25 protein-coding genes and 1 tRNA gene are annotated in these 24,776 nt (G+C 72.7%); 11 read left to right on the plus strand and 15 right to left on the minus strand.

What is annotated here, in order from left to right; translation table 11 throughout:
* Positions 1 to 98: 98 nt before the first annotated feature.
* From ACWGQ1_RS17810 to ACWGQ1_RS17835, 6 genes are all read right to left on the minus strand, one after another.
* Positions 99 to 740: an NADPH-dependent F420 reductase gene (locus tag ACWGQ1_RS17810; RefSeq protein ID WP_136028968.1), complete on the minus strand. Its 642-nt coding sequence runs from the start codon at positions 738 to 740 to the stop codon at positions 99 to 101.
* A gap of 58 nt (positions 741 to 798) precedes the next feature.
* On the minus strand, positions 799 to 1,233 hold the full coding sequence (gene sufU / locus ACWGQ1_RS17815) for a Fe-S cluster assembly sulfur transfer protein SufU (protein ID WP_378822466.1): 435 nt from the start codon (positions 1,231 to 1,233) through the stop codon (positions 799 to 801).
* On the minus strand, positions 1,230 to 2,537 hold the full coding sequence (locus ACWGQ1_RS17820) for an aminotransferase class V-fold PLP-dependent enzyme (protein ID WP_447652737.1): 1,308 nt from the start codon (positions 2,535 to 2,537) through the stop codon (positions 1,230 to 1,232). Before ACWGQ1_RS17820 ends, sufU begins: the two co-directional genes overlap by 4 nt.
* A 48-nt stretch (positions 2,538 to 2,585) precedes the next feature.
* Complete coding sequence (locus tag ACWGQ1_RS17825; protein WP_136028962.1) at positions 2,586 to 3,389, minus strand: DUF1206 domain-containing protein; 804 nt, start codon at positions 3,387 to 3,389, stop codon at positions 2,586 to 2,588.
* A 67-nt stretch (positions 3,390 to 3,456) separates the two neighbouring features.
* Positions 3,457 to 4,092, minus strand: coding sequence for a GyrI-like domain-containing protein (locus ACWGQ1_RS17830; protein WP_447652735.1), 636 nt, complete (start codon positions 4,090 to 4,092; stop codon positions 3,457 to 3,459).
* 96 nt (positions 4,093 to 4,188) lie between these two features.
* On the minus strand, positions 4,189 to 5,052 hold the full coding sequence (locus tag ACWGQ1_RS17835) for an AraC family transcriptional regulator (RefSeq protein ID WP_136044937.1): 864 nt from the start codon (positions 5,050 to 5,052) through the stop codon (positions 4,189 to 4,191).
* A gap of 184 nt (positions 5,053 to 5,236) precedes the next feature.
* Between ACWGQ1_RS17835 and ACWGQ1_RS17840 the strand changes: the two genes are divergently transcribed.
* Positions 5,237 to 5,749, plus strand: a complete 513-nt coding sequence (locus ACWGQ1_RS17840) for a hypothetical protein (protein ID WP_452313470.1) — start codon at positions 5,237 to 5,239, stop codon at positions 5,747 to 5,749.
* 94 nt (positions 5,750 to 5,843) lie between these two features.
* On the opposite strand, the gene ACWGQ1_RS17845 is transcribed toward ACWGQ1_RS17840, so the two are convergent.
* Positions 5,844 to 5,935, minus strand: a tRNA-Ser gene (locus ACWGQ1_RS17845).
* Between the two features lie 158 nt (positions 5,936 to 6,093).
* On the opposite strand from ACWGQ1_RS17845, the gene ACWGQ1_RS17850 reads away from it, so the two are divergent.
* Positions 6,094 to 6,798 (plus strand): potassium channel family protein, encoded by a 705-nt coding sequence (locus ACWGQ1_RS17850; RefSeq protein ID WP_136028680.1) that lies wholly within the window; start codon positions 6,094 to 6,096, stop codon positions 6,796 to 6,798.
* Between the two features lie 17 nt (positions 6,799 to 6,815).
* Here the strand turns inward: ACWGQ1_RS17850 and ACWGQ1_RS17855 are convergent, their stop codons facing one another.
* Positions 6,816 to 7,820, minus strand: a complete 1,005-nt coding sequence (locus tag ACWGQ1_RS17855; RefSeq protein ID WP_136035599.1) for a LacI family DNA-binding transcriptional regulator — start codon at positions 7,818 to 7,820, stop codon at positions 6,816 to 6,818.
* Between the two features lie 147 nt (positions 7,821 to 7,967).
* On the opposite strand from ACWGQ1_RS17855, the gene ACWGQ1_RS17860 reads away from it, so the two are divergent.
* From ACWGQ1_RS17860 to ACWGQ1_RS17890, 7 genes are all read left to right on the plus strand, one after another.
* Positions 7,968 to 9,485, plus strand: coding sequence for an ATP-binding cassette domain-containing protein (locus ACWGQ1_RS17860; RefSeq protein ID WP_452313471.1), 1,518 nt, complete (start codon positions 7,968 to 7,970; stop codon positions 9,483 to 9,485).
* The gene (locus ACWGQ1_RS17865; RefSeq protein WP_206251788.1) at positions 9,482 to 10,501 is read left to right on the plus strand and encodes an ABC transporter permease; all 1,020 of its coding nucleotides are present in this window, start codon (positions 9,482 to 9,484) and stop codon (positions 10,499 to 10,501) included. The genes ACWGQ1_RS17860 and ACWGQ1_RS17865 overlap by 4 nt, the downstream gene beginning before the upstream one ends.
* Positions 10,498 to 11,607: an ABC transporter permease subunit gene (locus tag ACWGQ1_RS17870; protein ID WP_452313472.1), complete on the plus strand. Its 1,110-nt coding sequence runs from the start codon at positions 10,498 to 10,500 to the stop codon at positions 11,605 to 11,607. The genes ACWGQ1_RS17865 and ACWGQ1_RS17870 overlap by 4 nt, the downstream gene beginning before the upstream one ends.
* Complete coding sequence (gene rhaS, locus ACWGQ1_RS17875; RefSeq protein WP_136028676.1) at positions 11,604 to 12,638, plus strand: rhamnose ABC transporter substrate-binding protein; 1,035 nt, start codon at positions 11,604 to 11,606, stop codon at positions 12,636 to 12,638. The genes ACWGQ1_RS17870 and rhaS overlap by 4 nt, the downstream gene beginning before the upstream one ends.
* A 54-nt stretch (positions 12,639 to 12,692) precedes the next feature.
* On the plus strand, positions 12,693 to 13,076 hold the full coding sequence (locus ACWGQ1_RS17880) for an L-rhamnose mutarotase (protein WP_206251790.1): 384 nt from the start codon (positions 12,693 to 12,695) through the stop codon (positions 13,074 to 13,076).
* Complete coding sequence (gene rhaI, locus ACWGQ1_RS17885) at positions 13,073 to 14,239, plus strand: L-rhamnose isomerase (protein WP_452313473.1); 1,167 nt, start codon at positions 13,073 to 13,075, stop codon at positions 14,237 to 14,239. The genes ACWGQ1_RS17880 and rhaI overlap by 4 nt, the downstream gene beginning before the upstream one ends.
* Positions 14,240 to 14,387: 148 nt before the next feature.
* Positions 14,388 to 15,239, plus strand: a complete 852-nt coding sequence (locus tag ACWGQ1_RS17890; RefSeq protein WP_240744484.1) for an alpha/beta hydrolase fold domain-containing protein — start codon at positions 14,388 to 14,390, stop codon at positions 15,237 to 15,239.
* 22 nt (positions 15,240 to 15,261) lie between these two features.
* Here ACWGQ1_RS17890 and ACWGQ1_RS17895 read toward each other — a convergent pair whose 3' ends face one another.
* A complete protein-coding gene (locus ACWGQ1_RS17895) occupies positions 15,262 to 15,990 on the minus strand; it encodes an SDR family oxidoreductase (RefSeq protein ID WP_136028673.1) in 729 nt (242 codons plus the stop codon).
* A 146-nt stretch (positions 15,991 to 16,136) separates the two neighbouring features.
* Here ACWGQ1_RS17895 and ACWGQ1_RS17900 point away from each other — a divergent pair, with 146 nt between their 5' ends.
* Positions 16,137 to 18,287 carry a nucleoside/nucleotide kinase family protein gene (locus tag ACWGQ1_RS17900; RefSeq protein WP_452313474.1) on the plus strand — a complete coding sequence of 717 codons (2,151 nt, stop codon included), beginning with the start codon at positions 16,137 to 16,139 and terminating at the stop codon, positions 18,285 to 18,287.
* 16 nt (positions 18,288 to 18,303) lie between these two features.
* Here the strand turns inward: ACWGQ1_RS17900 and ACWGQ1_RS17905 are convergent, their stop codons facing one another.
* Positions 18,304 to 19,287 carry a substrate-binding domain-containing protein gene (locus ACWGQ1_RS17905; protein WP_452313480.1) on the minus strand — a complete coding sequence of 328 codons (984 nt, stop codon included), beginning with the start codon at positions 19,285 to 19,287 and terminating at the stop codon, positions 18,304 to 18,306.
* Between the two features lie 69 nt (positions 19,288 to 19,356).
* Positions 19,357 to 20,265, minus strand: coding sequence for a tagatose-bisphosphate aldolase (locus tag ACWGQ1_RS17910; protein ID WP_136028602.1), 909 nt, complete (start codon positions 20,263 to 20,265; stop codon positions 19,357 to 19,359).
* Between the two features lie 84 nt (positions 20,266 to 20,349).
* On the opposite strand from ACWGQ1_RS17910, the gene ACWGQ1_RS17915 reads away from it, so the two are divergent.
* On the plus strand, positions 20,350 to 21,564 hold the full coding sequence (locus tag ACWGQ1_RS17915; protein ID WP_452313475.1) for an HAD-IA family hydrolase: 1,215 nt from the start codon (positions 20,350 to 20,352) through the stop codon (positions 21,562 to 21,564).
* 18 nt (positions 21,565 to 21,582) lie between these two features.
* Here the strand turns inward: ACWGQ1_RS17915 and ACWGQ1_RS17920 are convergent, their stop codons facing one another.
* From ACWGQ1_RS17920 to ACWGQ1_RS17935, 4 genes are all read right to left on the minus strand, one after another.
* Complete coding sequence (locus ACWGQ1_RS17920; RefSeq protein ID WP_452313476.1) at positions 21,583 to 22,596, minus strand: PfkB family carbohydrate kinase; 1,014 nt, start codon at positions 22,594 to 22,596, stop codon at positions 21,583 to 21,585.
* A gap of 16 nt (positions 22,597 to 22,612) precedes the next feature.
* Positions 22,613 to 23,347 carry an SDR family NAD(P)-dependent oxidoreductase gene (locus ACWGQ1_RS17925; RefSeq protein ID WP_452313477.1) on the minus strand — a complete coding sequence of 245 codons (735 nt, stop codon included), beginning with the start codon at positions 23,345 to 23,347 and terminating at the stop codon, positions 22,613 to 22,615.
* The gene (locus ACWGQ1_RS17930; RefSeq protein ID WP_452313478.1) at positions 23,344 to 24,099 is read right to left on the minus strand and encodes a class II aldolase/adducin family protein; all 756 of its coding nucleotides are present in this window, start codon (positions 24,097 to 24,099) and stop codon (positions 23,344 to 23,346) included. Before ACWGQ1_RS17930 ends, ACWGQ1_RS17925 begins: the two co-directional genes overlap by 4 nt.
* The coding region (locus ACWGQ1_RS17935) for an FGGY-family carbohydrate kinase (protein ID WP_452313479.1) at positions 24,086 to 24,776 on the minus strand (691 nt) is incomplete at its 5' end. The genes ACWGQ1_RS17935 and ACWGQ1_RS17930, both read right to left, overlap by 14 nt.

The following is a 24,776-nucleotide window of genomic DNA, read 5'->3' on the forward strand; positions in this document are numbered from 1 at the left end:
CCCCCATAGCCCCCGCCATCCGGGCATTGTCCCACCCCGGCCGGGGTTCCTCAACTTTTGGTATCCCAGCCGGGGTGGACGGGCTCGCCCGCGGCGACTCAGGGCAGGCGGTTCGCCTTCGCCAGGTTCGCCGTCAGCTCCTCGGCGTTCTGGCGCGTGACGTACGCGGGACGGTCGCGCTCGACCCGCCACGACTCGCTCAGCGGGCCGATGTTCACGGTGTCGAAGCCCGCCTGGTCGTAGAACCGGGTCACGAACGCCACCGCCTCGGCGTCGTCACCCGCGGTCGCCAGCGCGCGACGGTCCGGGGTGCCGGCCGGGGTGCCGCCGGTCGTGATGTCGCTCGCGTAGATGTGGTTGAACGCCTTGGCGATCTTCGAGGTCGGCAGCTGCTGCTGCAGCAGCTCGGACGTGGTCGTCTCGCCCCGGTCGAGAGCCTCGATGTGACCGTCACGCTCGAAGTAGTAGTTGTTGGTGTCGAGCACGATCTTGCCCGCCAGCTGCTCGGTCGGCAGCTGGTCGATCGCGTGCAGCGGCACGGTCACCACCGCCACGTCGGCGGCCGCCGCCGCCTCCTCCGCGGTCGCCGCCCGCGCCTTCGGGCCCAGCTCCGCGACGAGGTCGGCCAGCGTCTCCGGGCCGCGCGAGTTCGCGATCACCACGTCGTAGCCGTTCGCCACCGCGACGCGCGCGACCTGGCTGCCGATGTTGCCTGCACCGATGATTCCGAGAGTAGTCATGTTCGGCCCAACGCCGAGCGGGCGACTCTATTCCCGTGAATCGGTCATCGGGGACGGCTCACAGGCGCGTCAGTGCGTCCTCGGTCGCCACCCACGCGAGCATCGCGCACTTCACGCGCGCGACGTACTTCGAGACCCCGCCGAGCGCGGCCGCGTCGCCGAGCAGCTCCTCATCGGGTGCGATCGTGCCGCGCGAGCGCATGGCGTCGCGGAACGCCGCGATGCGCACCTCGAGCTCCGCCACGCTGAGCCCCTCGGCGAGCTCGGCCAGCAGCGACGCGGACGCCTGCGAGATCGCGCACCCGTGCCCCTCCCACGCGATGGCATCGATCGTCCCGTCGTCGCCCCGGTGCACCTGCAGGGTGATCTCGTCACCGCACGTCGGGTTGAGCTGGTGCGACTGCGCCGGGATCTCGTCGCGCAGCCCGTAGCCGTGCGGCGTGCGCGAGTGGTCGAGGATCAGTTCCTGATACAGGCTCTGCAGGTCGCTCATGCGCCCCTCCGGAAGAAGTCGATCGCCCCGGCGACACCCGCGATCACGGCGTCGACCTCGGCCTCGGTCGTGTACAGGTACGTGCTGGCCCTTGTCGACGACGTGACCCCGAGCCGCCGGTGCAGCGGCTGCGCGCAGTGGTGCCCCACACGCACCGCGATGCCCAGGTCGTCGAGGAACTGTCCGACGTCGTGCGCGTGGATGCCCGCCACGTCGAAGCTCGCGAGTCCCACGCGCGGCAGATCGATGCCGGCTCCGAGCACGCGCACGCCGTCGATCGCGCGGAGCCCGTCCACCAGGCGCCGGCCGAAGGCGGCCTCGTGCGCGGCGATGCGCGACATGCCCACCTCGTCCAGGTAGCCGACCGCCGCGGCGAGCGCGATCGCCTGCGACACCCGCTGCGTGCCCGCCTCGAAGCGCTGCGGCGGCGGCAGGTACTCGGCCTCGGTCGTGGTGACGGTCGTGATCATCGAGCCGCCCGTGAGGAACGGGGGCATCGCGGCCAGCACCTCGCGCCGGCCATACAGCGCACCGATGCCCGTCGGCCCCAGCATCTTGTGGCCGGAGAGCACCGCGAAGTCCACGCCCAGCGCCCGCACGTCGAGCGGCAGGTGCGGGGCGGACTGGCACGCGTCGAGCAGCGTCAGGGCACCGACCCCGCGGGCGAGCGCGACCAGCTCGTCGACCGGGTTGATCACGCCGAGCACGTTGGACACGTGCGTGAAGGCGATCAGTTTCGTGCGGTCGGTGACGAGCTCGGCGGCCACGTCGAGCCGGAGGGCGCCGTCGTCGTCGAGCGGGATCACCCGCAGCGTGGCGCCCGTGCGCGCGGCGAGCTCCTGCCACGGGATGAGGTTGGCGTGGTGCTCCATCTCGGTGGTGACGATCTCGTCTCCCTCGCGGAGGCGCAGGCGCTCCGCGGCCGTGCCGCCGCGTCCGAGCGAGGCGTTCGAGAGGGAGTAGGCGACGAGGTTGATCGCCTCGGTCGCGTTCGAGGTCCACACGATCTCGTCGTCGTCGGCACCGACGAAGCGGGCGACGGCGGCCCGCGCATCCTCGAACAGCTCGGTCGCCTCGGCCGCCAGCGTGTGCGCACCCCGGTGCACCGCGGCGTTCATCGTGGTCGCGTAGTCGCGCTCGGCGTCGAGCACGGCGTCCGGTCGCTGCGACGTCGCGCCCGAGTCGAGGTACACCAGCGGATGGCCGTTCACCTGCGCGCGCAGGATCGGGAAGTCCCCGCGGATCCGCTGCACCTCGGTCTCGGTCAGCGGTGCGATCACGTCGACTCCGGGAGAAGCGCTCATCGTTCCAGTCTCCCATCTTCCGAACGCGGCCGGCGCGGGGGTCTGGGGCTACGACATGCGCGCGAGCCGGGCCCTGGCCATGCAGAACACGCCGTACAGGGCGAACCCCACCCCCACCGCGCCGAGCACCAGCCCGCCCAGCGGCAGCGCGAGCAGGCTGTGCAGCGCCGCATCCAGTCCCGCGGCCTTCTCCGGGTCCTGGGTGACCGCGGCGACCACGAAAAGCACCCCCGTCACGGCGACCGCGACGCCCTTGCCGAGGTAGCCCGCCACCCCGAGCACCACGATGCCCGCGCGCCCCGCGCCGGTCGGCAGCTCGATCAGCTTCTCGAACGACCGCGTGATGCCGCTGCCGATGAACCCGAGGCCCACGCCGACCACCGACAGGCCGAGGATCACCAGCAGCGCCACGCCCCCGGGCGCCGACAGCACGATCTCGCTGAGCGTGCGCGACGCGTCCTCCGACTCGGCACGACCGCCCACCGCGTAGATGATCGCGAGGACCGCGACCACGAGATAGGAGCCCGAGATCCCGGCGAGCTTGATACGACGGCCCCACTTCTTCGTCTCCGCGGGGTCGGCGGCGAGGAAGGCGCTGGCGATCTGCCAGGCGGCGAGCGCGATGAGCCCCACCGCGATCGACAGCAGCAGCAACCCGCCGATGGGGTTGTCGCGGATGCGCTCCATCGCCCCGTCCTGGTCGGCGTCGCCCGAACCGCCCACCGCGATGCTGAGGGCGATCGCGCCGATCACGACGTGGATGAGCCCCAGCACGACGAAGCCGACACGGGCGGTCCTCCGGAACGCGGTCGAGTCCTTCGCCGCGCGCGCCGCATGCTTCACGCTGCTCATGGGGGAAGCGTATCGCTCGGCATCCGAGCCGAAGAGGGGGTTGCTTTCGTCCGCGCCCGCGGTGAACTCACTCGACCCGCGCGACCGGCTGCCGCAGGATCGTGCGGAGTTTCGCGGGGTCGGTGCGGCGGATGTCGCTCAGGTACACCTCGTGGTGCCGACCGGTCATGCGCAGTCCGTGCTCCGGGATGAAGCGGTGGTGCAGCTCATCGAGCACCGGGGCCTCGTCGTCGAAGGGGCCGACGTGGAGCGTCTGCACGCACAGCCCCTCGTGCAGGGTCTCCAGCCGCACGGAGCGCAGGGCCGGCAGGGGCTCGCGCTTCTTCGCGCTCTTCGCCTCGACGGTGTCGACCGCGCGCGCGAAGAGGTCGGGGGTCACGTGGTCGCCCACCAGGAGAAGCAGCGTCCACTCCCACTGCGACTTGTCCCGGCGCGACGTGAACGACTCCATGTCGGCCGCGTGCCACAGCCCCTCGAGCGGCATCACGACGGTGTCGATGCCGAGCTCTTCACGGCTCGCGAACTTGAGCGTGTACGCCAGGGGGAACAGCGCCGCCACGGCCTGCCCATACACGGGCGAGGTGTTGGGGTCTCCCGCGCCGTCGATCATGAGGTACCGCAGCGGCGGCACCTCGAGCACGCGGAACTCTCCGCGTCGTGCGCGATAGGAGTCGAGGGTCTTCTTGGGGTCGATGGCCGCCATCGCCTGCCTCTCTGGATGAGACTGCTCGGTGCGGCACAGTGTGCCAGGGGCCTCCGACACCGGGGCGGGACGGCTCGGCCGCCCCGCCCCGGTGACTCACTCCGCTTCCACGGGCAGCCACAGCTCGCACGAGGCCGTGTCCCCACGGAACTCGCGGTACCGCACCATCGACGGACCGGGGCGCAGTCGCCACGGGTTCGACGGGAACCACTCGGTCGCGGTGGCCGCCCACAGGTCCTGCAGGGTCTGCGGGAACGGGCCGTCGGCGGCGAACACGGCCCAGGTGCCCGCCTCGAGCCGCAGCACGTCGAGATCCTCCGGCACCGGGGTCGTCTCCTCCAGCGCGACGCCGTGGAGATACGTGAGCGGTGTGCCCTCTGGCGCGTCCGGCTCCACGTCGGCTGTCACGGCGAGGATGCCCGACGGCTCCGCGTCGTTCAGACGCTTGAGCCGCGCGTGCTCCTCCGCCGGGATGGCCGCGATGTGCTGCTGGATGTGCGGGTTCTCGCCGCGGTGGATCAGCGGGACCTGCGTGGCATGACCGACCAGCTGGAGGGCGGGTCGGGGGGTGATGGTGACGTCCATCGGGGTGCTCCCTTCGACGCTCAGGCGGAACCGGAGCGTGGGTTGTGTACGGAGAGGACCCCCGTCACGGCGCGCCTCGGCCGGACCGATGCCGTGCACGGCGCGGAACGCCCTGCCGAACGCCTCGACCGAGCCGTAGCCGTGCCGCACGGCCACGTCGAGCAGGCTCGGCGCACCGCCGACCAGTTCCGCGGCGGCGATCGTCATCCGACGACGGCGCACGTACTCCGACACGGGCATGCCCGCGAGGGCGGAGAACATCCGCCGCAGGTGGTACTCGGTCGTGCCGTGCGCACGCGCGACGGCCGCGACGTCGAGCTCCTCGTCTGGCGCGGCCTCGACGCGGTCGATCAGGGCGTTGAGGGTGCCGATCATGGGTTCCTCCTTTCCCCACCAGCGTGTCCGTCCATCGGGGTGCGGCACCCGATCATTCTGGTCCGTTCCGGTCGTGTGCTGCCGTTCCCCGTGCACCGTTCACACCCCGTTTGACTGCACTGTGAACACGCATCCCGTATCGTCGGAGTTTCTGGGGGAGCACGGGGAGCGAGTCGGCATGCAGGTGAGAGACCTCCTTTTCGGCGTCCCCTCCGGCCTCCCGCCGCTCGCAGACACGGAGGATCCGTTCGCCGACGCTCTGGCTCTCGTGGACGCCCAGGTCACGCGGGTGATCGTCGACATCCCGGCCGGTGTGATCGGGGTGCTGCTGGAACTGCGCCAGTCGACACGGCTCCGCGGCACGACGGCACTGCTGCGGGTGACCGGGGCGGTGCGCCAGGAGTGGACGGGCTCCGCGTCGGCCAACCGCTTCACGGCGTGGTCGATCACGGACGCTGCGGTCGACCGCGACCTCACCGCGATCCGCATCGCCCTGCACTGCCTGCCGGCGGGGTCGCTGCACCTCGCGGGGACCGCGGCGGACTTCGTGCTGCTCTCCGCGCGACCCGATCGCACGCCGCCCTCCTCGACCGATCCGGGCGCGCTGCTCCGGTTCGGCGTGGTCGACGAGTCCACCGTGTGCGACCCGCTCGGCGCCGCGCACCTGCGCTCCTCGGCACCGTTCCCGCGCCACTGAGCGGCGACCGCACGGGCGGACCGCGGGCGACTCGTGCTGAGCGACCGCTCGAGATCGAGCGCCGTACCGTGATCGCGGTTCGAGGGGGAAGGACTGGCGGAGACGAGGGGATTTGAACCCCTGGTCCCCGTAAGGGGACTCCACCTTAGCAGGGTGGTGCACTAGGCCGGACTATGCGACGTCTCCAGGCATCCGGCCCGAGAGCGCGGATGCACTCGACCAGTGTAACGGGTTCGACGCGCCCTGACGAACCGCGGCCACGGCCGCGCCTCCCGACCCGCGCGCGACCGGCTGGGATACTGGCCGCGCGCGGGAGTCACACCACCGCGACGGAGAGGATCGCCATGAATCCGCACCCGCACGTCGGCGCTTCCCTGGGCACCGAGGACAGCGCCTGGAGCTACCGGGCGGTCGGCTACGCGATCGTGCTGCTGCTCTTGGGCGTCTCGTACGGCCTGTGCGCCGCGCAGCCGAGCGCCGACCCGAGCCCGTGGGCGTTCCTGGTCATGCTCGCGACGGTCGCGATCGTGTTCCGCGTGACGGGCGCCCGTGCGCTCGTGCAGCGGGTGACGTGGGTCGTGCTGTCCACCGCGGGCGCGGCGGCCCTGCTGGCGACCTTCTTCGGCACCGGCAGTCCCGCCCTCGCCGTCGGGCTGTCCGCGGCCTCGATGGTGGCACTGCTCGTCGCACCGTGGGCGATCATCGCGCATCAGGTCACGCGACGCGGGCTCGACATCGAGGCGCTGCTCGCCGCGGTGACGGCGTACATCCTGGTGGGGATGTTCTTCGCCTTCGCGTACAACCTCGCCTCGCAGTTCCTGTCGCAACCGCTCTTCATCGGAGCGGAAACCGACTCGCTCGGCGATCAGCTGTTCTTCTCCTTCACCGCCCTCACCACGACCGGCTACGGCAACCTCATCCCCCGGGGCGCCGGCATGCAGGCCGTCGCGGTGGCCGAGGGCATCACGGGGCAGCTGTTCCTGATCACCGCGGTCGCCCGCATCATGCGCGGCGCGAGCGCCCAGCACCGGTCGTCGGCCTCAGCCTGACGGCATCGCCGGCGGGGTCATGCGCCGGTCGTGGAGCGCCGCGCCACCAGCTCGGGGCGGAACAGCACGTGCTCGGGCTCCGGCGCCCGCTCCCCCTGACCCCGCAGCAGCAGATCGACCGCGGTGGAGCCGATCAGGGCGGCGGGCTGACGCACCGAGCTGAGCGGGATCACGGCGGCCGCGGCGAAGTCGATGTCGTCGTAGCCGATGATCGCGATGTCGTCGGGCACCCGGGCGTCTCCGGTCATCACGAGGCTCTGCAGCAGGCCGAGCGCGACGAGGTCGTTCGCCGCGAACACGGCATCCGGACGATCCGCCGGGGCGCGGCCGAGGATCCGCGACCCCGCCTGCCTCCCCTCCTCGACCGTGAGAGCGGCGGTCGCGAGGAACTCCAGGGCGACCCCGGCGTCGGCGGCCGCGGCCTGTGCCCCGCTGAGCCGGTCGGACACCTGCCGCAGTGATACGGGTCCCCCGACGAAGGCGATCCGCCGACGGCCGACCGCGAGCAGATGCTCCATAGCGATCCGGCCGCCCTCCACGTCGTCCACGGCGACCGAGGCGAAGCGCTCGTCCTGCGACTCCCGGTCGACGAGCACCGCGTGCGTGCCGCGCTCGTGCATGCGTGCCAGGCGCGGCAGCGACTCGGCCACGGGCGTCACCAGCACGCCCGTCACCCGCTGCTCCTCGAACAGGTCGAGGTGCATGGCCTCGCGCTCCTGCTTCTCGTCGCTGTTGGCCACCAGCACCGAGAGCCCGTGCTGATCGGCGCGCTCCTCGGCACCGCGGATCACCTCAGCGAAGAAGGGGTTGCGGATGTCGAGCACGACCAGTCCGATGGTGCGGCTGCGTCCGGCGCGGAGCTGCCTGGCCGCGTCGTTGCGCACGAAGCCGAGCCGATCGATCGACGCCTGGACCCTGGCCACCGTCTCGGCGGCCACCTTCTCCGGCCGGTTGAGGACGTTCGACACCGTGCCGACCGAGACACCCGCGTCCTCCGCGACCTCGCGCACGCTGACCGCCATCCGCGACCTCCCGTCCTCCGGCGTGTGAAACGACTCACATTCCGCTCAGGACTCACACTCTCATGCCGTCTTGACAGCAGTCAACACATCGCCTAATCTCATCTCCGACAGGGTTTGAAACGATTCATTCCCTCAATGGAGAGAGAAATGATGTCCTCACCCGCGACGGCGCCCGTGCTCGAGCTCGCCGGCGTCCAGAAGGCCTTCGGCTCGGTGATCGCCCTGCGCTCCGGCACGATCACGGTCGACCCCGGCTCCATCCACGCGCTCGTCGGCGAGAACGGTGCCGGGAAGTCCACGCTCGTGAAGATCGTCGCCGGCCTCTACCAGCGCGACGCCGGAACGTTCCGCCTGAACGGGGCCGACGTGGACTTCACCTCCACCGCCCAGTCCAAGGCAGCCGGTGTCGCCGTCATCTACCAGGAGCCGACGCTCTTCCCCGACCTGTCGGTGACCGAGAACATCTTCATGGGCCGCCAGCCCCTCGGACGCTTCGGCCGCATCGATCGGAAGGCCATGCGGCACGAGGTCGAGCGGCTCTTCACCCGCCTCGGCGTCACCATCGACCCCGACCGCCCCGCGGAGGGGCTCTCGATCGCCGACCAGCAGGTGATCGAGATCGCCAAGGCCGTCTCCCTCGACGCGGCACTGCTCATCATGGACGAGCCCACCGCCGCCCTGTCCGGCGTGGAGGTCGAGCGCCTGTTCGCGATCGCGCGCAGCCTGCGCGACGAGGGGCGCGGCCTCATCTTCATCTCGCACCGCTTCGACGAGGTGTTCGCCCTCTGCGACACCGTCACCGTGATGCGTGACGGCGCGTACATCGCCACCTCCGCCGTGGCCGACACCACGGTCGACGAGCTCGTGCGCCAGATGGTGGGCCGCGAGGTCGCCGAGCTGTTCCCCAAGCAGGAGGCCGCGATCGGCGAACCGCTGCTCGAGGTGGAGGGCCTCACCAGCCCCGGGCTCTTCCACGACATCTCCTTCACCGTGCGCGCGGGCGAGATCGTCGGACTCGCCGGGCTCGTCGGCGCGGGACGCAGCGAGGTCGCCCGGGCCGTGTTCGGCGTGGACGGCTACCGCGAGGGCACGGTCCGCATGACCGGCCGGCGCATCCCGCCGCGGCGCCCCGTCGACGCCATGCGGGCGGGACTCGCGCTCGTCCCCGAGGACCGTCGCAAGCAGGGCCTCGTGATCGAGTCCGGCGTGGGCGGCAACATCACCCTCGCGATCCGCCGGCGTCTGGCCCGGCTGGGCCTGCTGACGACCGCGATGGAGAACCGGGCCGCCCGTGAGTGGGCCTCGCGCCTCGAGGTGAAGACGCACGCGCTCGACACGGTCGCCGCCACCCTCTCCGGCGGCAACCAGCAGAAGGTCGTCCTGGCGAAGTGGCTCGCGACGCAGCCCCGGGTGCTGCTGATCGACGAGCCCACCCGCGGCATCGACGTCGGCACCAAGTCCGAGGTGCACCGGCTGCTCTCCCAGCTCGCCGGCCAGGGCATGGGCATCCTCATGATCTCGTCGGAGCTGCCCGAGGTGCTCGGCATGGCCGACCGCGTGCTGGTGATGCGCGAGGGCCGCATCACCGCCGAGATCCCCCGCTCGGAGGCCACCTCCGAGATCGTCATGTTCGCCGCGACGCACGCATCGGAGCTCTCCTCGTGACCACCGCTATCCCCGTCTCCGCGCTCACCACGCGCATCTCCGGCATCGGCAGGGCGCGCGAGTTCGGCATCCTGCTCGCCCTGGTGCTCGTGATCACCGCCGCGACCCTCAACAACCCGAAGTTCCTGTTCAGCGCCGACGGCTGGCGCGACCTGCTGCTCACGCCCTCGATCCTCGTGCTCGTCGCGGTCGGTCAGGCCATCGTGCTCATCACCCGCAACGTCGACCTCTCCGTCGGCTCGGTCATGGGCCTCACGGCCTACCTCACCGGACGGCTCTTCATCGACGTGCCCGGCATCCCCATCGTGCTCGTCGTGATCGCCGCCGTCGTGCTCGGCGCCCTCCTCGGACTCGTCAACGGCGCCCTCGTCGCCTACGCGAAGGTGCCCGCCATGGTCATCACGCTCGGCACGCTCTACGCCTACCGGGGCATCAACGTGCTGTGGACCGGCAGCGACCGCGTCAACGCCTCCGACCTCCCCCGCGACTTCCTGGCGCTGGGCACCGGACAGCTCCTGGGCATCCCGATCCTCGCGGTCGTCGCGGTGATCGTGCTCGCCGCGGCCGCCTGGTACCTGAAGAACACGCGCGGCGGGCGGGAGTTCTACGCGATCGGCTCCGACCCCGCAGCCGCCGAGCTGTACGGCCTGCGCGTCACGCGCCGCGTGCTGACCGCGTTCGTCCTGTCGGGTGCGCTCGCCGGGCTCGCCGGGGTGTTCTACGCGGCACGCTACGGCACCATCAACTCCCAGGCCGGAGCCGGATGGGAGCTCGACGCGGTCGGCGCCGCGGTGATCGGCGGCGTCGCCATCACGGGCGGCATCGGCTCGGTCTGGGGTGCGGCGATCGGAGCCGTGCTGCTGCTCACCATCAACCGTGCCCTGCCGATCCTCGGCATCCCCGACTTCTGGCAGCGCGCCGTCGTCGGCCTGCTCATCATCGGCGCCATCGTGCTCGACCGCGTGCTCGCGGTCCGGCAGAGACGGCGGCTCATCGAGGCGAGGGACCAGTCATGACCACCGCGACCACCACCACCGCGAGCGCCCGCGTCATCCGCGACTACGACAAGCCGCTGTGGCGCCGGCTGCTCCTCACGCGCGAGGCCGCGATCGTCGGGCTGCTGATCGTCGTGGCCGTCGTGGCCGCCACGAGCATCCGCGGCTTCGGTCAGCCGATCACCCTCACCTACCTGCTGCTCGACATCGCCCCGATCCTGCTGATCGCGTTGCCGATGACGCTGATCATGATCACGGGCGAGATCGACCTCTCGGTCGGCAGCATGGTCGGACTGTCCAGCGTGGTCACCGGAGCGCTCGTGCAGGGCGGCCTCCCGTTCGAGGTCGCCGCGCTCGCCGCGCTCGCGGTCGGCATCGTCGGCGGCGCGTTCAACGGCTTCCTGGTAACCGTCGTCGGGCTCCCCTCGCTCGCGGTCACGATCGGCACGCTCGCGCTCTACCGCGGCCTCGCGGTGGGCCTGCTCGGCACGGCCGCCGTCACCGACTTCCCGGAGTTCTGGAGCGACCTCGCGAAAGCCAAGATCGCCGGCACGCCCATCCCCGTCATCACCATCCCGTTCCTGGTGCTGGTGGCCGTGTTCGCGGTCCTGCTGCACTTCACCCCGTTCGGTCGCGGCGTGTACGCGGTGGGACTGTCGAAGGACGCCGCGCACTTCTCCGGCGTGCACGTCGAGCGCACCAAGCTCGTGCTCTTCGTGCTCTCCGGCGCGGTCGCCGCGTTCGCCGGCATCTTCTACACGCTCCGCTACGGCAGCGCCCGCGGCGACAACGCCACCGGCCTCGAGCTCCAGGTGATCGCCGCCGTCGTCCTCGGCGGGGTGTCCGTCTTCGGCGGTCGCGGCAAGATCTACGGCGTCATCGCCGCCGCCTTCCTCATCGGGGCGCTCGCGAGCGCGCTCCGCCTGGTGAACGTCACCTCCGACGTCATCAACATCATCACCGGCACGCTCCTCGTGATCTCGGTGGTGGCCGCAAGCGTCCTGGCCTGGCTGCAGAAAGCACGCCGCCGACCGGGCAGAACCCCCGCCGGTGCCCGCACCACAGCGCCAGGGGCACCGATGGACGCCGCGACCGCGGCATCCCCCGACGAAAGGAACGAACAATGACGTTTGCACGCAAGCGCGTGACCGCCTTCGCCGCCCTCGCGGTGGCCGCGGCGGTCGCCCTCACCGGCTGCGCCGGATCCGGCGACGGCGGCAGCGGCAGCGGCGGAGAAGGCGGCGGCGACGCCTCGATCACCTTCCTGCCGAAGAACCTCGGCAACCCGTACTTCGACACGTCCAGCGAGGGCGGCAAGAAGGCCGTCGAGGAGTTCGGCGGCACGTTCTCCGAGGTGGGACCGGCCGAGGCCACGCCCGACGCCCAGGTCAGCTACATCAACACCGCCACGCAGCAGGGCGTCGGCGCGCTCGTCGTCTCGGCGAACGACCCCAAGGCCATCTGCGACGCCCTGAACGAGGCCCGCGACGCGGGTGTCAAGGTCGTCACGTTCGACTCCGACACCAACACCGAGTGCCGCGACCTGTTCATCAACCAGGCCGACTCCGAGGGCATCGCGAAGGTGCAGATCGACCAGATCGCCGAGCAGATCGGCGGCGCGGGCGAGATCGCGATCCTCTCCGCCTCGGCCAACGCGACCAACCAGAACGCGTGGATCGACCTGATGAAGGAGTACGTCGCGAGCGACTACCCCGACATCACGATCGTCGAGACCGTGTACGGCGACGACGACGACCAGACGTCCTTCGACAAGACGGCGGCACTGCTGCAGAGCCACCCCGACCTGAAGGGCATCGTGTCGCCCACCACGGTCGGCATCGCGGCCGCCGCGCGCTACCTCTCCACGTCCGACTACAAGGGCACCGTGGCCCTCACCGGGCTCGGCACCCCGAACCAGATGCGCGAGTACGTGGAGGACGGCACCGTCACGTCGTTCGCGCTGTGGAACCCGGAAGACCTCGGCTACCTCGCCGCGTTCGCCGCCCACGCCCTCATCGCCGGCGACATCACCGGCAAGGAAGGCGACACGTTCGACGCTGGCGACCTCGGCGAGTACACGGTCGGCGCCGACGGCGTCGTGCTGCTGGGCGACCCGTTCGTGTTCGACGCCGACAACATCGGCGACTTCGACTTCTGAGTCGCCCGTCCGGCCGGTGCCGCGTGGCACCGGCCGGACACCGAAAGGACCCTCATGACCCGCGTGGCCTTCCAGCTCCAGGTGCGCCCCGAGCTGCTCGACGAGTACGTGGCCAGGCACTCCCCCGTGCGGCAGGAGATGCTGGCGGAGATCGCCGCCGCCGGACGACGCGACTACAGCCTCTTCCTCGGCGCCGGCGGCACGCTCTTCGGCTACTACGAGACCGACGACGACCGGGCGGCCCAGGCGTACCTCGCCGCGTCGCCCGTCGCCGCGCGGTGGGAGGCCGAGATGAGCCGCTTCTTCGTGGGCCTCGACGGCCGCCCCGATCAGGCCGCCACCTCCCTCACCGAGGTATTCCACCTCGAAGACCAGCTCGCCGCGGCGAGCGCCACCGACTCCTCCGCCACCACCGACACCGAAGGCCGTGCATCGTGAGCATCCTCACCCCCGACATCCTCGCCGCGCTCGAGAAGCAGAGCATCGAGCTGCCCAGCTGGGCCTTCGGCAACTCCGGCACCCGGTTCAAGGTGTTCGGCACGCCGGGCACCCCGCGCGACCCCTACGAGAAGATCGCCGACGCCGCCCAGGTGCACGCGCACACCGCCCTCGCGCCGACCGTGGCGCTGCACATCCCGTGGGACCTGGTCGACTCCTTCGACGACCTGCGCCGTCACGCCGAAGACCACGGCGTGACGCTCGGCACCGTCAACTCCAACACCTTCCAGGACGACGACTACAAGTTCGGCGCGCTCACGCACGAGGACGCCGCGATCCGCCGCAAGGCCATCGACCACCACCTCGCGTGCATCGACGTCATGGACGCCACGGGCAGCCGCGACCTGAAGATCTGGCTCGCCGAGGGCTCCAACTACCCCGGTCAGGCCGATCTGCGCGGTCGTCAGGACCGCCTGCACGACTCGCTGCAGCAGATCTACGAGCGCCTCGGCGACGACCAGCGGCTCGTGCTCGAGTACAAGTTCTTCGAGCCCGCGTTCTACCACACCGATGTGCCGGACTGGGGAACGTCGTACGCCCAGGTGAGCGCGCTCGGCGACAAGGCCCTCGTGTGCCTCGACACCGGTCACCACGCGCCGGGCACGAACATCGAGTTCATCGTGATGCAGCTGCTGCGGCTCGGCAAGCTCGGCTCGTTCGACTTCAACTCCCGCTTCTACGCCGACGACGACCTCATCGTCGGCGCGGCCGACCCGTTCCAGCTGTTCCGCATCCTGTTCGAGGTGATCCGCGGCGGCGGCCTGAACAACCCCGACGTCGCCTTCATGCTGGACCAGTGCCACAACGTCGAGGACAAGATCCCCGGGCAGATCCGTTCCGTGCTGAACGTGCAGGAGATGACCGCGCGTGCCCTGCTGGTGGACCGCGAGGCGCTGTCTGCCGCGCAGCGCTCGGGCGACGTGCTGACGGCGAACGCCGTGTTCATGGACGCGTTCTCGACCGACGTGCGCCCGGCGCTCGCGGAGTGGCGCGAGTCGCGCGGCCTGCCGGCCGACCCGATGGCCGCCTACGCGGCGTCCGGGTACCAGCAGCGCATCGCGGAGGAGCGCGTGGGCGGCGTGCAGGCCGGCTGGGGAGCCTGACCCACCGGCGCGAACCGTCGCTCGTCTGCCATGCTCGACGCATGTCCTCCCCCGACGAGAAGCCCTCCCGCCGCGGCGCGATCATCGGTCTGCTGTTCTTCGTGATCGGCACCCCGCTCGCGGTCTGGCTGCTGTACACGGTGCTGCCGTGAGCGCGGACCTCCACATCGCCGACCGGGTGCTGGACGGACCGCACGGCGCGCTGCGCGTACGCCTCTACACCCCGGCGTCGCCGACCGGCGCGGGTCTCGTCTGGGCGCACGGCGGAGGCTTCGCGGGCGGCGACCTCGACATGCCGGAGGCGGATGCGGTGGCGCGGGCCTTCGCGGCGCACGGCATCGTCGTCGTGAGCGTGGACTACCGCCTGGCGCCGATGACCCCGGACTGGACGAGCCGCCTGGGCTCGCCGGAGCGCGGCGGCATCCACTACCCGGTGCCGCACGACGAGATGGTCGCCGCGTTCCGCTGGGCCGTGTCCTCCCCGATCGCCGCGCGGGGATGGGCGATCGGCGGCGCGAGTGCGGGCGGCAACCTCGCCGCCGGCGCCGCCCTGCGACTGACCCACGACGGCGGACCGGTCCCGGGCCTCGCGGTCCTGGCCTACCCGACGCTCCAGGCCGTTCAGGACGCCCCCACCCGCGAGCTGCGCGCCCTGCTGGACGCGCAGCCGGACGCCGACGTCTTCACCGCCGCGTTCGTGCGCGGCATGTACGAGAACTATCTGGGCGGACCGCTGGACCGCGCCGACGTCTACGCGATCCCGGGGACCGCCGCGCCCGCGCAGCTCGCGGGCTTCCCCCCGACGATCATGGTCAACGACGAGACGGACGAGCTGCGCATGTCGGGAGAGGCCTTCGCGCGCGCCCTCTCGGCCGCCGGCGTCGACGTCGACGTGTCGACCGAGCCGGGCACCACCCACGGGCACCTCAACCGCCCGGACGCTCCGGCGTTCGCGGCCACCGTCGAGCGCTTCGCCGAGCGCCTGCGACAGCTTCCCTGAGGTGCCGGGCGCCGTGGCCGCCTCAGCGACTGGTGTAGCCGCCGTCGATGGGGAGCGAGACGCCCGAGATCATCGCGGCGCCGTCGCCCAGCAGGAAGACGATGGGGGCGGCGATGTCGTCTTCGGTGGCCCACCGGTGCAGAGGCATCGCGTCGAGGAAGGGACCCTCGATCTCGGGGCGTCCCCAGTACCAGGCCGACATCGGCGTCATCACCACGGTCGGGTTGACGCTGTTGACCCGGATGCCGTGGCCGCCCAGCTCGAGCGCCGAGACGCGCGTGATGTTGTCGAGCGCCGCCTTGGACGAGCCGTAGGAGATGTGCCCGGCGAGGGCGACGAGGCTCGCCTGGCTCGACACGTTCACGATCGCGCCGCCCTTGCCCCCGCGGATCATCTCGCGCGAGGCGTACTTGGTCACCAGCAGGGCCCCGCGCGCGTTGATGCTCATGACCCGGTCGAACACCGAGATGTCGGTGTCCATGGGGGTGGCGATCTCGCCGCCCCAGCCGCCGCAGTTGACGACGCCGTAGAGGTCGCGGCCCTCGATCGCCGCGCGGATCTCGCCCTCGTCCTCGAGGTCGAAGGCGAGCGGCGTGGCGCCGGTCTCGCGTGCGATGTCGGCGACGCTCTCCGCGGTGCGGCCCGCGGCGAGCACGTCGGCCCCGGCCGCGACGAGGTGGCGGACGGTCGCGCCGCCGATGCCGCCGCCGGCGCCGGTGACGAGGATGGTGCGGCCCTGGAATTCGGTCATGCGCGTCTCTCTCCATCGAGGGGTGTTGTCCTGTGCCCCGGGTTGCTTGACACCGGTGACATGGCCAGCGTAGCGTGCTCCGCAGTCGCCCACATCGTCCCTCGCCCTCCGATGCCCCGCGTCGACCACAGGAAGACCACGAAGCCGTGATCCAGACCCCGCCGCCCGCGCCCGACTCCGACGTCGCGCTCTCCGATCTCGTGGAACGGGCGCGGCGTCTCATCGCCGACGGCCGCCGCCGCATCCTCGGGATCGCCGGCACCCCCGGCGCCGGGAAGTCGACGGTGAGCGCCGCCCTCCTCGACGCGCTCGGGCCGCAGGCGGTGGTCGTGGGCATGGACGGCTTCCACCTCGCGAACGCCGAGCTCGTGCGCCTCCATCGCCGCGACCGCAAGGGCGCCCCCGACACCTTCGACGTCGACGGCTACCTCGCCCTGCTGCGGCGGCTCCGGGCCCCGGCCGACGGCGTCGTGTACGCCCCCGCGTTCGACCGCGGGCTGGAGGAGCCGATCGCCTCCGCGATCCCGGTCCCCGCCGACGTGCCGCTGATCATCACCGAGGGCAACTACCTCCTGCACACCGGACACGGATGGGAGCGCGTGCGCGAGCTGCTCGACGAGAGCTGGTTCCTCGACGTCGAGCCGGACACGCGCCGGCGGCGGCTGGTGGCACGACGCCGCAGCCACGGCCATCCCCTCGACGAGGCGACCGCGTGGGTGCGCGACGTGGACGAGGCGAACGCCGCCGTGGTCGAGGGGAGCCGCGCGCGCGCCGACCTCGTCGTGCGGCTCTCGTCACCCGCCGCCCCGGTCGCCCCGATCGCCCTCGCGGCCGGGACGCTGCAGCGGCTGCCCGCCGCCGTCGCCCGTCCCGCCTACGACCGGGCCCGCGTGCGACCCGGCATCGTGCACCTCGGCGTCGGCAACTTCCACCGCGCGCACGAGGCCATGTTCGTCGACCGGCTCCTGGCCGCGGGAGACGCGGACTGGGGCATCTCCGGCGTCGGCCTGCTGCCCCACGACGCCGCCATGCGCGACGCCCTCGCCGCGCAGGACGGGCTGTACACGCTCGTGACCGTGACGCCCGACGGCACGGAGTCGGCCCGCGTGATCGGTGCACTCACGGAGTATCTCTTCGCGCCCGACGACCCCGAGGCCGTCCAGGCGCGCCTGAGCGACCCCGCCACGCGCATCGTCTCGCTCACGATCACCGAGGGCGGCTACGGGATCGACGAGCGCACCGGCGCCTTCGTGCCGCAGGACGCCGCGACCCTCGCCGACCTCGACGACGCCGCGCACGGGCGCGGCACCCCGCCCCGGAGTGCTCTCGGACACCTCGCCGCCGCCCTCGCCCGCCGCCGTGCGGCCGGGGTCGCGCCGTTCACCGTCCTGTCGTGCGACAACATCCCCGGCAACGGCGGCGTCGCCCGCACGGCTCTCAGCGGCTTCGCCGACCGGCTCGACCCGGAACTCGGGGCCTGGATCCGCACGAACGTGGCGTTCCCCCATTCGATGGTCGACCGCATCACTCCGGTGACCACCGACGAGACCCGCGCGCTCGTCCGGGAGCGCTTCGGCGTGGACGACCGGTGGCCGGTACGCTCCGAGGACTTCGTGCAGTGGGTGCTCGAGGACCGTTTCCCGCTCGGCCGCCCGGCGTTCGACACGGTCGGCGTGCAGCTCGTCGACGACGTCGAGCCGTACGAGCTCATGAAGCTCCGGCTGCTGAACGCCTCGCACCAGGCGATGAGCTACCTCGGCATCCTCGCCGGGGCGACCATGGTGCACGAGGTGTGCGCGGACCCGCTCTTCCGCACCTTCCTGCGCGGGTACATGCAGCAGGAGGCCGTGCCCACCCTGCGGCCCGTACCGGGCATCGACCTCGACGCGTACGGGGAGCAGCTGCTCGCCCGGTTCGGCAGCACGGCCGTGCGCGACACCCTCGCCCGGCAGGTCGTGGACGGCTCCGACCGCATCCCCACCTTCCTGCTCCCGGTCGTGCGGGAGCGGCTCGCCACGGGCGGCTCGATCGCGCACGCCGTGCTCGTGCTCGCGGCCTGGAGCGTCTTCCTCGAGGGTGTCGCGGAAGACGGGACGCCGACCCCGGTGTCCGACCGCCGGCTCGCCCTGCTGCGCGCGGCGGTGGCCGCCGAGGCCGCGGAACCCGGCGCGTTCCTGGACTGCACGGAGGTCTTCGGCGATCTGGGGCGCGACGCACGGCTGCGGGCGGAGTTCGTCGCCGCGCGCGCCTCACTCCGCACGCTCGGGGCCCGCGCGAGCATCGCCGCCCTGGGCTGATCGCGGGTCGAGCGGCTCAGACCGGGGCGGCCCCGGTGCGGCACGACTCGCGCTCGACCAGGTCGACGTCGATCACCGCGACCGCCGGCCCTGCGGGCTCCGCACCGCCGAGCCGGTCGAAGATGCGCTCCGCGGCGAGCGTGCCCAGGCGATACGGGTCCTGGTCGATCACGGTGAGCGCCGGCGTCAGAACGTCGGCCATCGGGAAGTCGCCGAAGCCGACGATCGCGAGGGGCTCGTCGCGCAGCGCCGCGGCGAGCGCCATCGAGCACCGCGCGTTGGCCGAGAAGAGGGCGGTGGGCGGGTCGTCGAGGGCCCGCAGTTGCGCCACCGCCTGCCGCGCCGCCTCCCGATCCGAGACGCCGGACCGCACCAGCTCCTCGTCGGCCGCGATCCCCGCCTCCGCGAGCCCGCGGCGCCAGCCCTCCAGCCGGTTCGCCTCGGTGGACAGGTGCACGGCGTCGCCGACGTAGGCGATCCGCCGGTGCCCGTGGCCGACTAGGTGCTGCACCGCCGCCACGGCCCCGCGCTCGTCGGCCTCGACGAACGTGTCGGCGTCGAGGCCGACGGGCGCCCGGTCGACGAACACGATCGGCGTGTGCTCGCGCCACCGCTCCAGCCAGGAGTGGTCGACCCCGACCGGGGCGATCACCAGTCCCGACAGCTGCCGGCCGAGCATCGACTCGATCGCCGGACGCTCCCCCTCCGGGTCGGACCCCAGACTCGTGACGAGCGTGGACAGTCCGCGCCCGCGCGCGACGTCTTCGATGGCGCGGGCGATCGAGGCGAAGAACGGGTCGACGATGTCGGGCACCGCGACCCCGATGACCGAGGTCCGCCCGGCGCGGAAGGTGGTCGCCAGCACGTTGGGGACGTAGTTGAGCTCGCGCATGGCCTGCTCGACCAGGGCCCTGGTGTGCGGCAGCACGTGCGGGTCGTCGTTGAACACGCGCGAGACCGTCTTGGTGCTCACGCCCGCGCGCGCGGCGACGTCACGCATGGTCGTCACAGGTACCTCCTCGCCCCCGGGGCGGGGCAGCCTCCGGCCACCCTACCGGCCGCGCCGCGCTCAGCCGCGCCCGTCGACCGCGGCGGCCAGCTCGCGAAGTCGCGGCAGCGCGCGGGTCGTCAGCAGTTCCTCGCGGCGGGCGGCGTCGTACGAGAGGCTGTCCTTCCACAGCGAGCGTCCGGCCATCGCTCCCGCCGCCCCGTTCGCGACCGCCGTGGTGACCTGACCGATGAAGGTCTCGTGGTCGACCCCGGCCGACAGCACCGCCCACGGCACCCCCTGGGCCGCCTCGGTCACCGCGGCGCTGGCCTCGGCGGATCCCGGGTACTGCAGCTTGAGGATCTTCGCACCGGCCGCGACGGCGAGCGCGGCCCCCTCGGCGACGAGCGCCGGGAAGGCGTCCGCGTACTCCTCCTCGGTCTCGTCGTCGAGGCGGTAGGTGAGCAGCTCGACGATCAGCAGGAGTCCCTCCGCCTCGCACTCGGCGATGAGCGCGCGCATCTCGTCGGCGACGCGGGAGTCGCGCCCCTGCCGGTCGGGCCGCGTGTAGTAGAGCATCTTGGCGACCCCGCCGCCGAGCTCGCGCACCGTGCGCGGGGTGACGCCGGGCACGAAGCGGGTGTAGCGCAGACCGTCGACGGTCTCGAAGCCAGACGCGTCGAGGCCCACCACGAGGGCGGTGTCGCGGTCGAGCACGCCGTCGTCGACGACGGCCGGCAGGGCGACCTCGGGGTCGAGCAGGATGGCCGGCGCGTGCACGGCCAGGTGGCGCACGAGGTCGGCCTTCACCGCCGACAGCTCTTCGCGGGTGATGGCGTCGGGGCCGCCCGGTGCGTCGGGGATGGCGGCCTTCATGCCGTTGCGCTGGTCGGCGGCGACGATGAGCATGCCGCCGTCGGGGGTGGAGAGGGACTGCAGGGCACGGCGTTCGAGCGTCGTGAGCGGGTTGGCGACGGTGCGGGTGAGCATGGGTTCCTCTTCTCGTGGGCAGAAACCGATGATCCGCGGAAAATCAGCCATGACACCGGTGTCTTTCTCTTCTATGGTGGGGGTATGACCGAGACCTGTCAACCGTCGGACGCCCACGTGGTCGTCGTGGCCGGGGTCGCGGGAAGCGGCAAGACCACCCTCGGCCGGGCCCTCGCCGCCGAGCTCGGCGTCCCGCTCCTCGACCTCGACGCCGTCACGACCCCCCTCCTCGACGCGCTCCCGCCCGAGCTCTGGGACGGCCACTGGCTGCGCGGGCCGCATGCCGCCGCCGTGCGCGAGGGTCGCTACGCCGCGCTGCGGGCCGTGGCCGCCGACGCCGTCGCCACCGCGGGCGGAGCCGTGCTCGTGGCGCCCTTCACGCGCGAGCTGCAGGGCGGAGCGGCGTGGGAGCTGCTCCGCGCCGCGGTGGCTCCCGCGACCCCGCACGTGCTCCACCTCACGGGCGACCCCGACCTGCTCGCCGCGCGACGTGCCGAACGGGCGACCCCGAGAGACCTCCACCGCGCCGACGAGACCCCGCCGCCCCCGGCGATCCCGGTGACCCGCATCGACGCCGACCTGTCGACCGCGCAGCAGCTCGCGCGCGTGCGCGTCGTCGTCGGGCCGCGTCCGTCGCTCGACCCCGACGCCGTGGTCTTCCGCCGGACGTTCGACGCGGTGCTGTTCGACCTCGACGGCACCCTCGTCGACTCCACCGCCTCGGTCATCCGGTCGTGGCGCCGCTTCGCCGCCCACTACGGCGTCTCGGCCGAGGCCCTGCACGAGAACCACGGGCAGCCCGCTCGCGTGCTCGTGTCGCGGCTGCTCGCCCCCGCGCAGCACACCGAGGGCCTCGACCGCATCCTCGACCTGGAGCTCTCCGACGCGGTCGACCTGCCGAGCGTGCCGGGAGCGCGGGCCCTCTACGACGCGGTCCCCGCGCACCGGCGCGCCATCGTCACCTCGGGAGCCGCACCCCTCGCCGCCGCACGACTGGCGGCCGCCGGGTTCGCGGCACCGGGGGTGTTCGTCACCGCCGACGACGTCACCCGCGGCAAGCCCGACCCCGAGCCGTTCCGCACCGCGGCGACACGCCTGGGGGTGGACCCCGCGCGCTGCCTCGTGGTGGAGGACGCGGCCGCGGGGATCGCGGCCGCCCGGGCCGCCGGCTGCACGGTGCTCGCGGTCACCGGCACGGTCGACGCCGAGGCGCTGCCCGCCGACCTGGTCGTGGACGGCCTCGACCGCGTCGCGCTCACCGCCGACGCCGACGGCCTGCACCTGCGCCCGCTCGGCTGACGGGCGCCCGGGGCGGGGTCAGACCGCCGGTTCGGTCAACCGCGTCGCCGGGTCGGGCTCGTCCGTGACGACCGCGCGCGGCGCCGCCTCCACCGCGTCGAGCAGCGTGGTCGGACGGCTCACGGCGAGCGCCCCCCAGGAGGCCGCGGTCGCCGCCGCCGTCGTCAGCGCCGCCCGTCCCCCGGACGCGCCGCCGAGACCGTGCAGGAAGCCGGCGAGAGAAGCATCGCCCGCGCCCGCCGTGTTCACGACGGCCGGAGCGACCGCCCGCGCGTGGATCACCGCCGCATCCGTCACGACCAGCACGCCGTCGGCCCCCATGCTCGTGTACACCGTGGCGACACCGCGGGCGACCAGCTCGCGCGCGGCCGCCGTCACCTCGCCGACCGTGCGCAGCGGACGCCCCACGAGCTCGGCGAGCTCGTGCGTGTTCGGCTTCAGCAGCGCCACCTCCGTGGGGTCGGCCACCAGCTCCGCGAGCGCGGCGCCGCTGGTGTCCACGGCCACGCGCACCCCGGCGCCGCGCACCGCGCGTACGACGTCGGCGATCCGGGCCTCGGCGCCGGTCACCTCCGGGAGCGTGCCCGACACCACCAGCCACGAGGCGGCGAGCGCGCGGCACGCCCCCACCACGGCGGACCGTGTCTCGTCCCAGGCCGCGGGTGTGAGCGGCGGCGTCGGCGCGTTGACCTTCGTGGTGGCACCGCCCGCATCGATGATCGACGTGTTGACCCGGGTGGCCCCCGGCACGGTCACGATCCGCAGCACGTCGGCCAGCGGCGACTGCGCCGCGAACGCCACGTCGTCCGCCCCGAGCACCACCACCGCCGCGGTGGCCACCCCGGCCGCGCGCAGCGCCGCCGACACGTTCACGCCCTTGCCGCTGACCTCCCGCTCCCAGCCGGACGCGCGCACGAAGGCTCCGCGCTCGAGCGGGACGGGCAGCCGGTACGTGGCATCGATCGCGCCGGCCGCCGTCAGCGTCACGACGGGCCCGGCGGTCGCCTCCGGCAGCGCACGCGGCTCGGTCACGGCTGGTCCCCCTCGCTCAGATCGGCTGCCCGGTCGGCAGCAGCACCAGGTCGCGCACGACCACGTGCGCCGGCCTGGTCAGCATGAACAGCATCGCATCCGCCACGTCCGACGACCGGATGCCCGTGCCCTCGGCGATGCGCTCCGCCTCTTCGGGCGAGCCGTGCGCGAAGCCCCACAGCGGATTGAGGACGACCCCGGGCGCGATCGCCCCGATGCGCACCCCGCTGTCGGCGTACTGACGACGCACCGTGTGCACGAACGACTGCACGGCGTGCTTGCTGGCGGAGTACACCGGCTCCCACTCGATGTCCTGGTGCCCCGACACCGAGCTCGTGACGAGGATGTCGCCGCTGCCCTGCGCCAGCAGCGGGGGGAGCGCCGCGCGCACCAGCGCCATCACACCGGTGACGTTGGTGGCCACCACCGCCGCGATCTGAGCGACCGTCGCATCGGCGAGATCGCCGCCGAGATAGATCCCCGCGTTGGGCAGCACGATGTCGAGGCGGCCGTGGCGGCGCAGGGTCTCGGCCACGACGTCTTCGGCGCTCTGCGGCTCCGACACATCGGCGGCGATCGTCGTCACCCGCTCCGGATGCTCCGCGGCGAGCGCCGCCAGCCGCTCCTCGTCGCGCGCCACGGCGACCACGTGGCAGCCGGCTGCCGCGAGCGCCTGCGCGGTCGCCAGCCCGATGCCCGAGCTCGCCCCGGTCAGCAGCGCCACCCGGTCCTTCACCGACACACCGCTCATCGTTCCCCTCCTTCTGCGAGCAGCGCCCGCCGGTAGATCTCATCGGGCCGGGTGTCGATGCGCCGCACCTCGTCGGCCGGCATGAACCGCACCCCGCCCAGCGTCTCGGCACCGATGATCGCCCGCGCGCACTTCTGCGCCATCGCGGTCATCCCGATGACCTGGTCGGCCGTCGCGCCGGTGGCGAACATCCCGTGGTTCTGCAGGTACACGGTGACGGGCGGTGAGCCGTGGGCGTCGATGTACGCCGCGAGCCGGGCCCGCACCTCCCGCGCGAGGGCGAGACCCGGATCGATGTAGGGCACCAGCAGCGGGGTCGCTCCGAGCACCACGATCTGGTCGGGGAAGAGTGCACCCTCCACCAGCAGCTCGGGTCGCTGCGAGCACAGCACGGCGTTCACCGCGGTGGGATGCGCGTGGGCGATCACCCGCGCCGGCGTCTGGTCGTAGAGCACCACGTGCAGCAGCGCCTCGACCGAGGGCCGTCGTCCCTCCGCCTCCGCGACCCGGTCGAAGTAGCGGTCGACATCGGCGCCCGTCGCGCGCTCGTCGTCGATGAGCTCGCGCGCCTCGGCGAGCACCAGCGGCACGAAGTCCTCCGGGCGGGCGGCCCCGAGCACGGCGCCCGAGGCCTTGACCAGCATCGTGTCGCCCTCGCGCATCGAGGTGTTGCCCTCGCCGAGGACGGCCGCGTCGAGGGCGGGGTCGCCGAGGCGGCGGCTGAGGGCGGCGAGCAGCTCACGCGAGGTCATGCAGGGGCTCCGATCGGGTGGGGGCGGGGTGGTGGACGCGCGGCGGGCCGTCGCCGTCGTCGACCGGGAGGGCACGGGCGGTCGCGGCGTCGGGCAGGTCGCCGGCGGCGAGCGCGACCTGCAGCAGCACACCGCGGACGGATGCCTCGACGGGCCCGGCGATGACGGGAAGCCCGCTGCGGGCGGCGGTGCGGGCGCACAGCAGGGCGTTGCGCGCGCCGCCGCCGACGATGCGGATGCGCTCCAGGGTGCGTCCGCTCCGGCGGGCGGCGAGCGCGACGGTGTCGGCGTAGGCGACGGCGAGGCTGTCCACGATGGCGCGGACGAGGTCTGCCCTGGTGGACGGCGGCTCGGCCCCGCCCTCGACGCACGCCCGCACCAGCCGCGCGACCAGGTCGTCCGGGGCCTGCAGCGCGGGGTCGGCGGGATCGAAGAGACCGGGGTACGACGACCGGGCCGCCGCGTCGAGCAGCGCGGTGAGCATGTCGAGCGACGGCTCGGCCTCGCCGTCGGCGGCTGCCCACTCGCGCAGCGTCTGCTGCAGCAGCCACATGCCGCTGAGGTTCTTCACCAGCAGGGTGTCGCCCCCGGCGCCGATCTCCTGGGTGAAGCCGTCGCGGCGGGCGCGGTCGTCGCGCAGCAGCGCGGGCAGGGCCACGCCGGCCACCCCCCAGCTC

The organism is Microbacterium sp. NPDC055599, from assembly GCF_053618975.1.

What these genes read in the sequence shown, in the direction of transcription:
- ACWGQ1_RS17810 (WP_136028968.1), bottom strand. Translation starts at nt 740, where the DNA reads ATGACTACTCTCGGAATCATCGGTGCAGGCAACATCGGCAGCCAGGTC.
- sufU (WP_378822466.1), bottom strand. Translation starts at nt 1,233, where the DNA reads ATGAGCGACCTGCAGAGCCTGTATCAGGAACTGATCCTCGACCACTCG.
- ACWGQ1_RS17820 (WP_447652737.1), bottom strand. Translation starts at nt 2,537, where the DNA reads ATGAGCGCTTCTCCCGGAGTCGACGTGATCGCACCGCTGACCGAGACC.
- ACWGQ1_RS17825 (WP_136028962.1), bottom strand. Translation starts at nt 3,389, where the DNA reads ATGAGCAGCGTGAAGCATGCGGCGCGCGCGGCGAAGGACTCGACCGCG.
- ACWGQ1_RS17830 (WP_447652735.1), bottom strand. Translation starts at nt 4,092, where the DNA reads ATGGCGGCCATCGACCCCAAGAAGACCCTCGACTCCTATCGCGCACGA.
- ACWGQ1_RS17835 (WP_136044937.1), bottom strand. Translation starts at nt 5,052, where the DNA reads ATGATCGGCACCCTCAACGCCCTGATCGACCGCGTCGAGGCCGCGCCA.
- ACWGQ1_RS17850 (WP_136028680.1), top strand. Translation starts at nt 6,094, where the DNA reads ATGAATCCGCACCCGCACGTCGGCGCTTCCCTGGGCACCGAGGACAGC.
- ACWGQ1_RS17855 (WP_136035599.1), bottom strand. Translation starts at nt 7,820, where the DNA reads ATGGCGGTCAGCGTGCGCGAGGTCGCGGAGGACGCGGGTGTCTCGGTC.
- ACWGQ1_RS17860 (WP_452313471.1), top strand. Translation starts at nt 7,968, where the DNA reads ATGATGTCCTCACCCGCGACGGCGCCCGTGCTCGAGCTCGCCGGCGTC.
- ACWGQ1_RS17870 (WP_452313472.1), top strand. Translation starts at nt 10,498, where the DNA reads ATGACCACCGCGACCACCACCACCGCGAGCGCCCGCGTCATCCGCGAC.
- rhaS (WP_136028676.1), top strand. Translation starts at nt 11,604, where the DNA reads ATGACGTTTGCACGCAAGCGCGTGACCGCCTTCGCCGCCCTCGCGGTG.
- ACWGQ1_RS17880 (WP_206251790.1), top strand. Translation starts at nt 12,693, where the DNA reads ATGACCCGCGTGGCCTTCCAGCTCCAGGTGCGCCCCGAGCTGCTCGAC.
- ACWGQ1_RS17895 (WP_136028673.1), bottom strand. Translation starts at nt 15,990, where the DNA reads ATGACCGAATTCCAGGGCCGCACCATCCTCGTCACCGGCGCCGGCGGC.
- ACWGQ1_RS17905 (WP_452313480.1), bottom strand. Translation starts at nt 19,287, where the DNA reads ATGCGTGACGTCGCCGCGCGCGCGGGCGTGAGCACCAAGACGGTCTCG.
- ACWGQ1_RS17910 (WP_136028602.1), bottom strand. Translation starts at nt 20,265, where the DNA reads ATGCTCACCCGCACCGTCGCCAACCCGCTCACGACGCTCGAACGCCGT.
- ACWGQ1_RS17915 (WP_452313475.1), top strand. Translation starts at nt 20,350, where the DNA reads ATGACCGAGACCTGTCAACCGTCGGACGCCCACGTGGTCGTCGTGGCC.
- ACWGQ1_RS17925 (WP_452313477.1), bottom strand. Translation starts at nt 23,347, where the DNA reads ATGAGCGGTGTGTCGGTGAAGGACCGGGTGGCGCTGCTGACCGGGGCG.
- ACWGQ1_RS17930 (WP_452313478.1), bottom strand. Translation starts at nt 24,099, where the DNA reads ATGACCTCGCGTGAGCTGCTCGCCGCCCTCAGCCGCCGCCTCGGCGAC.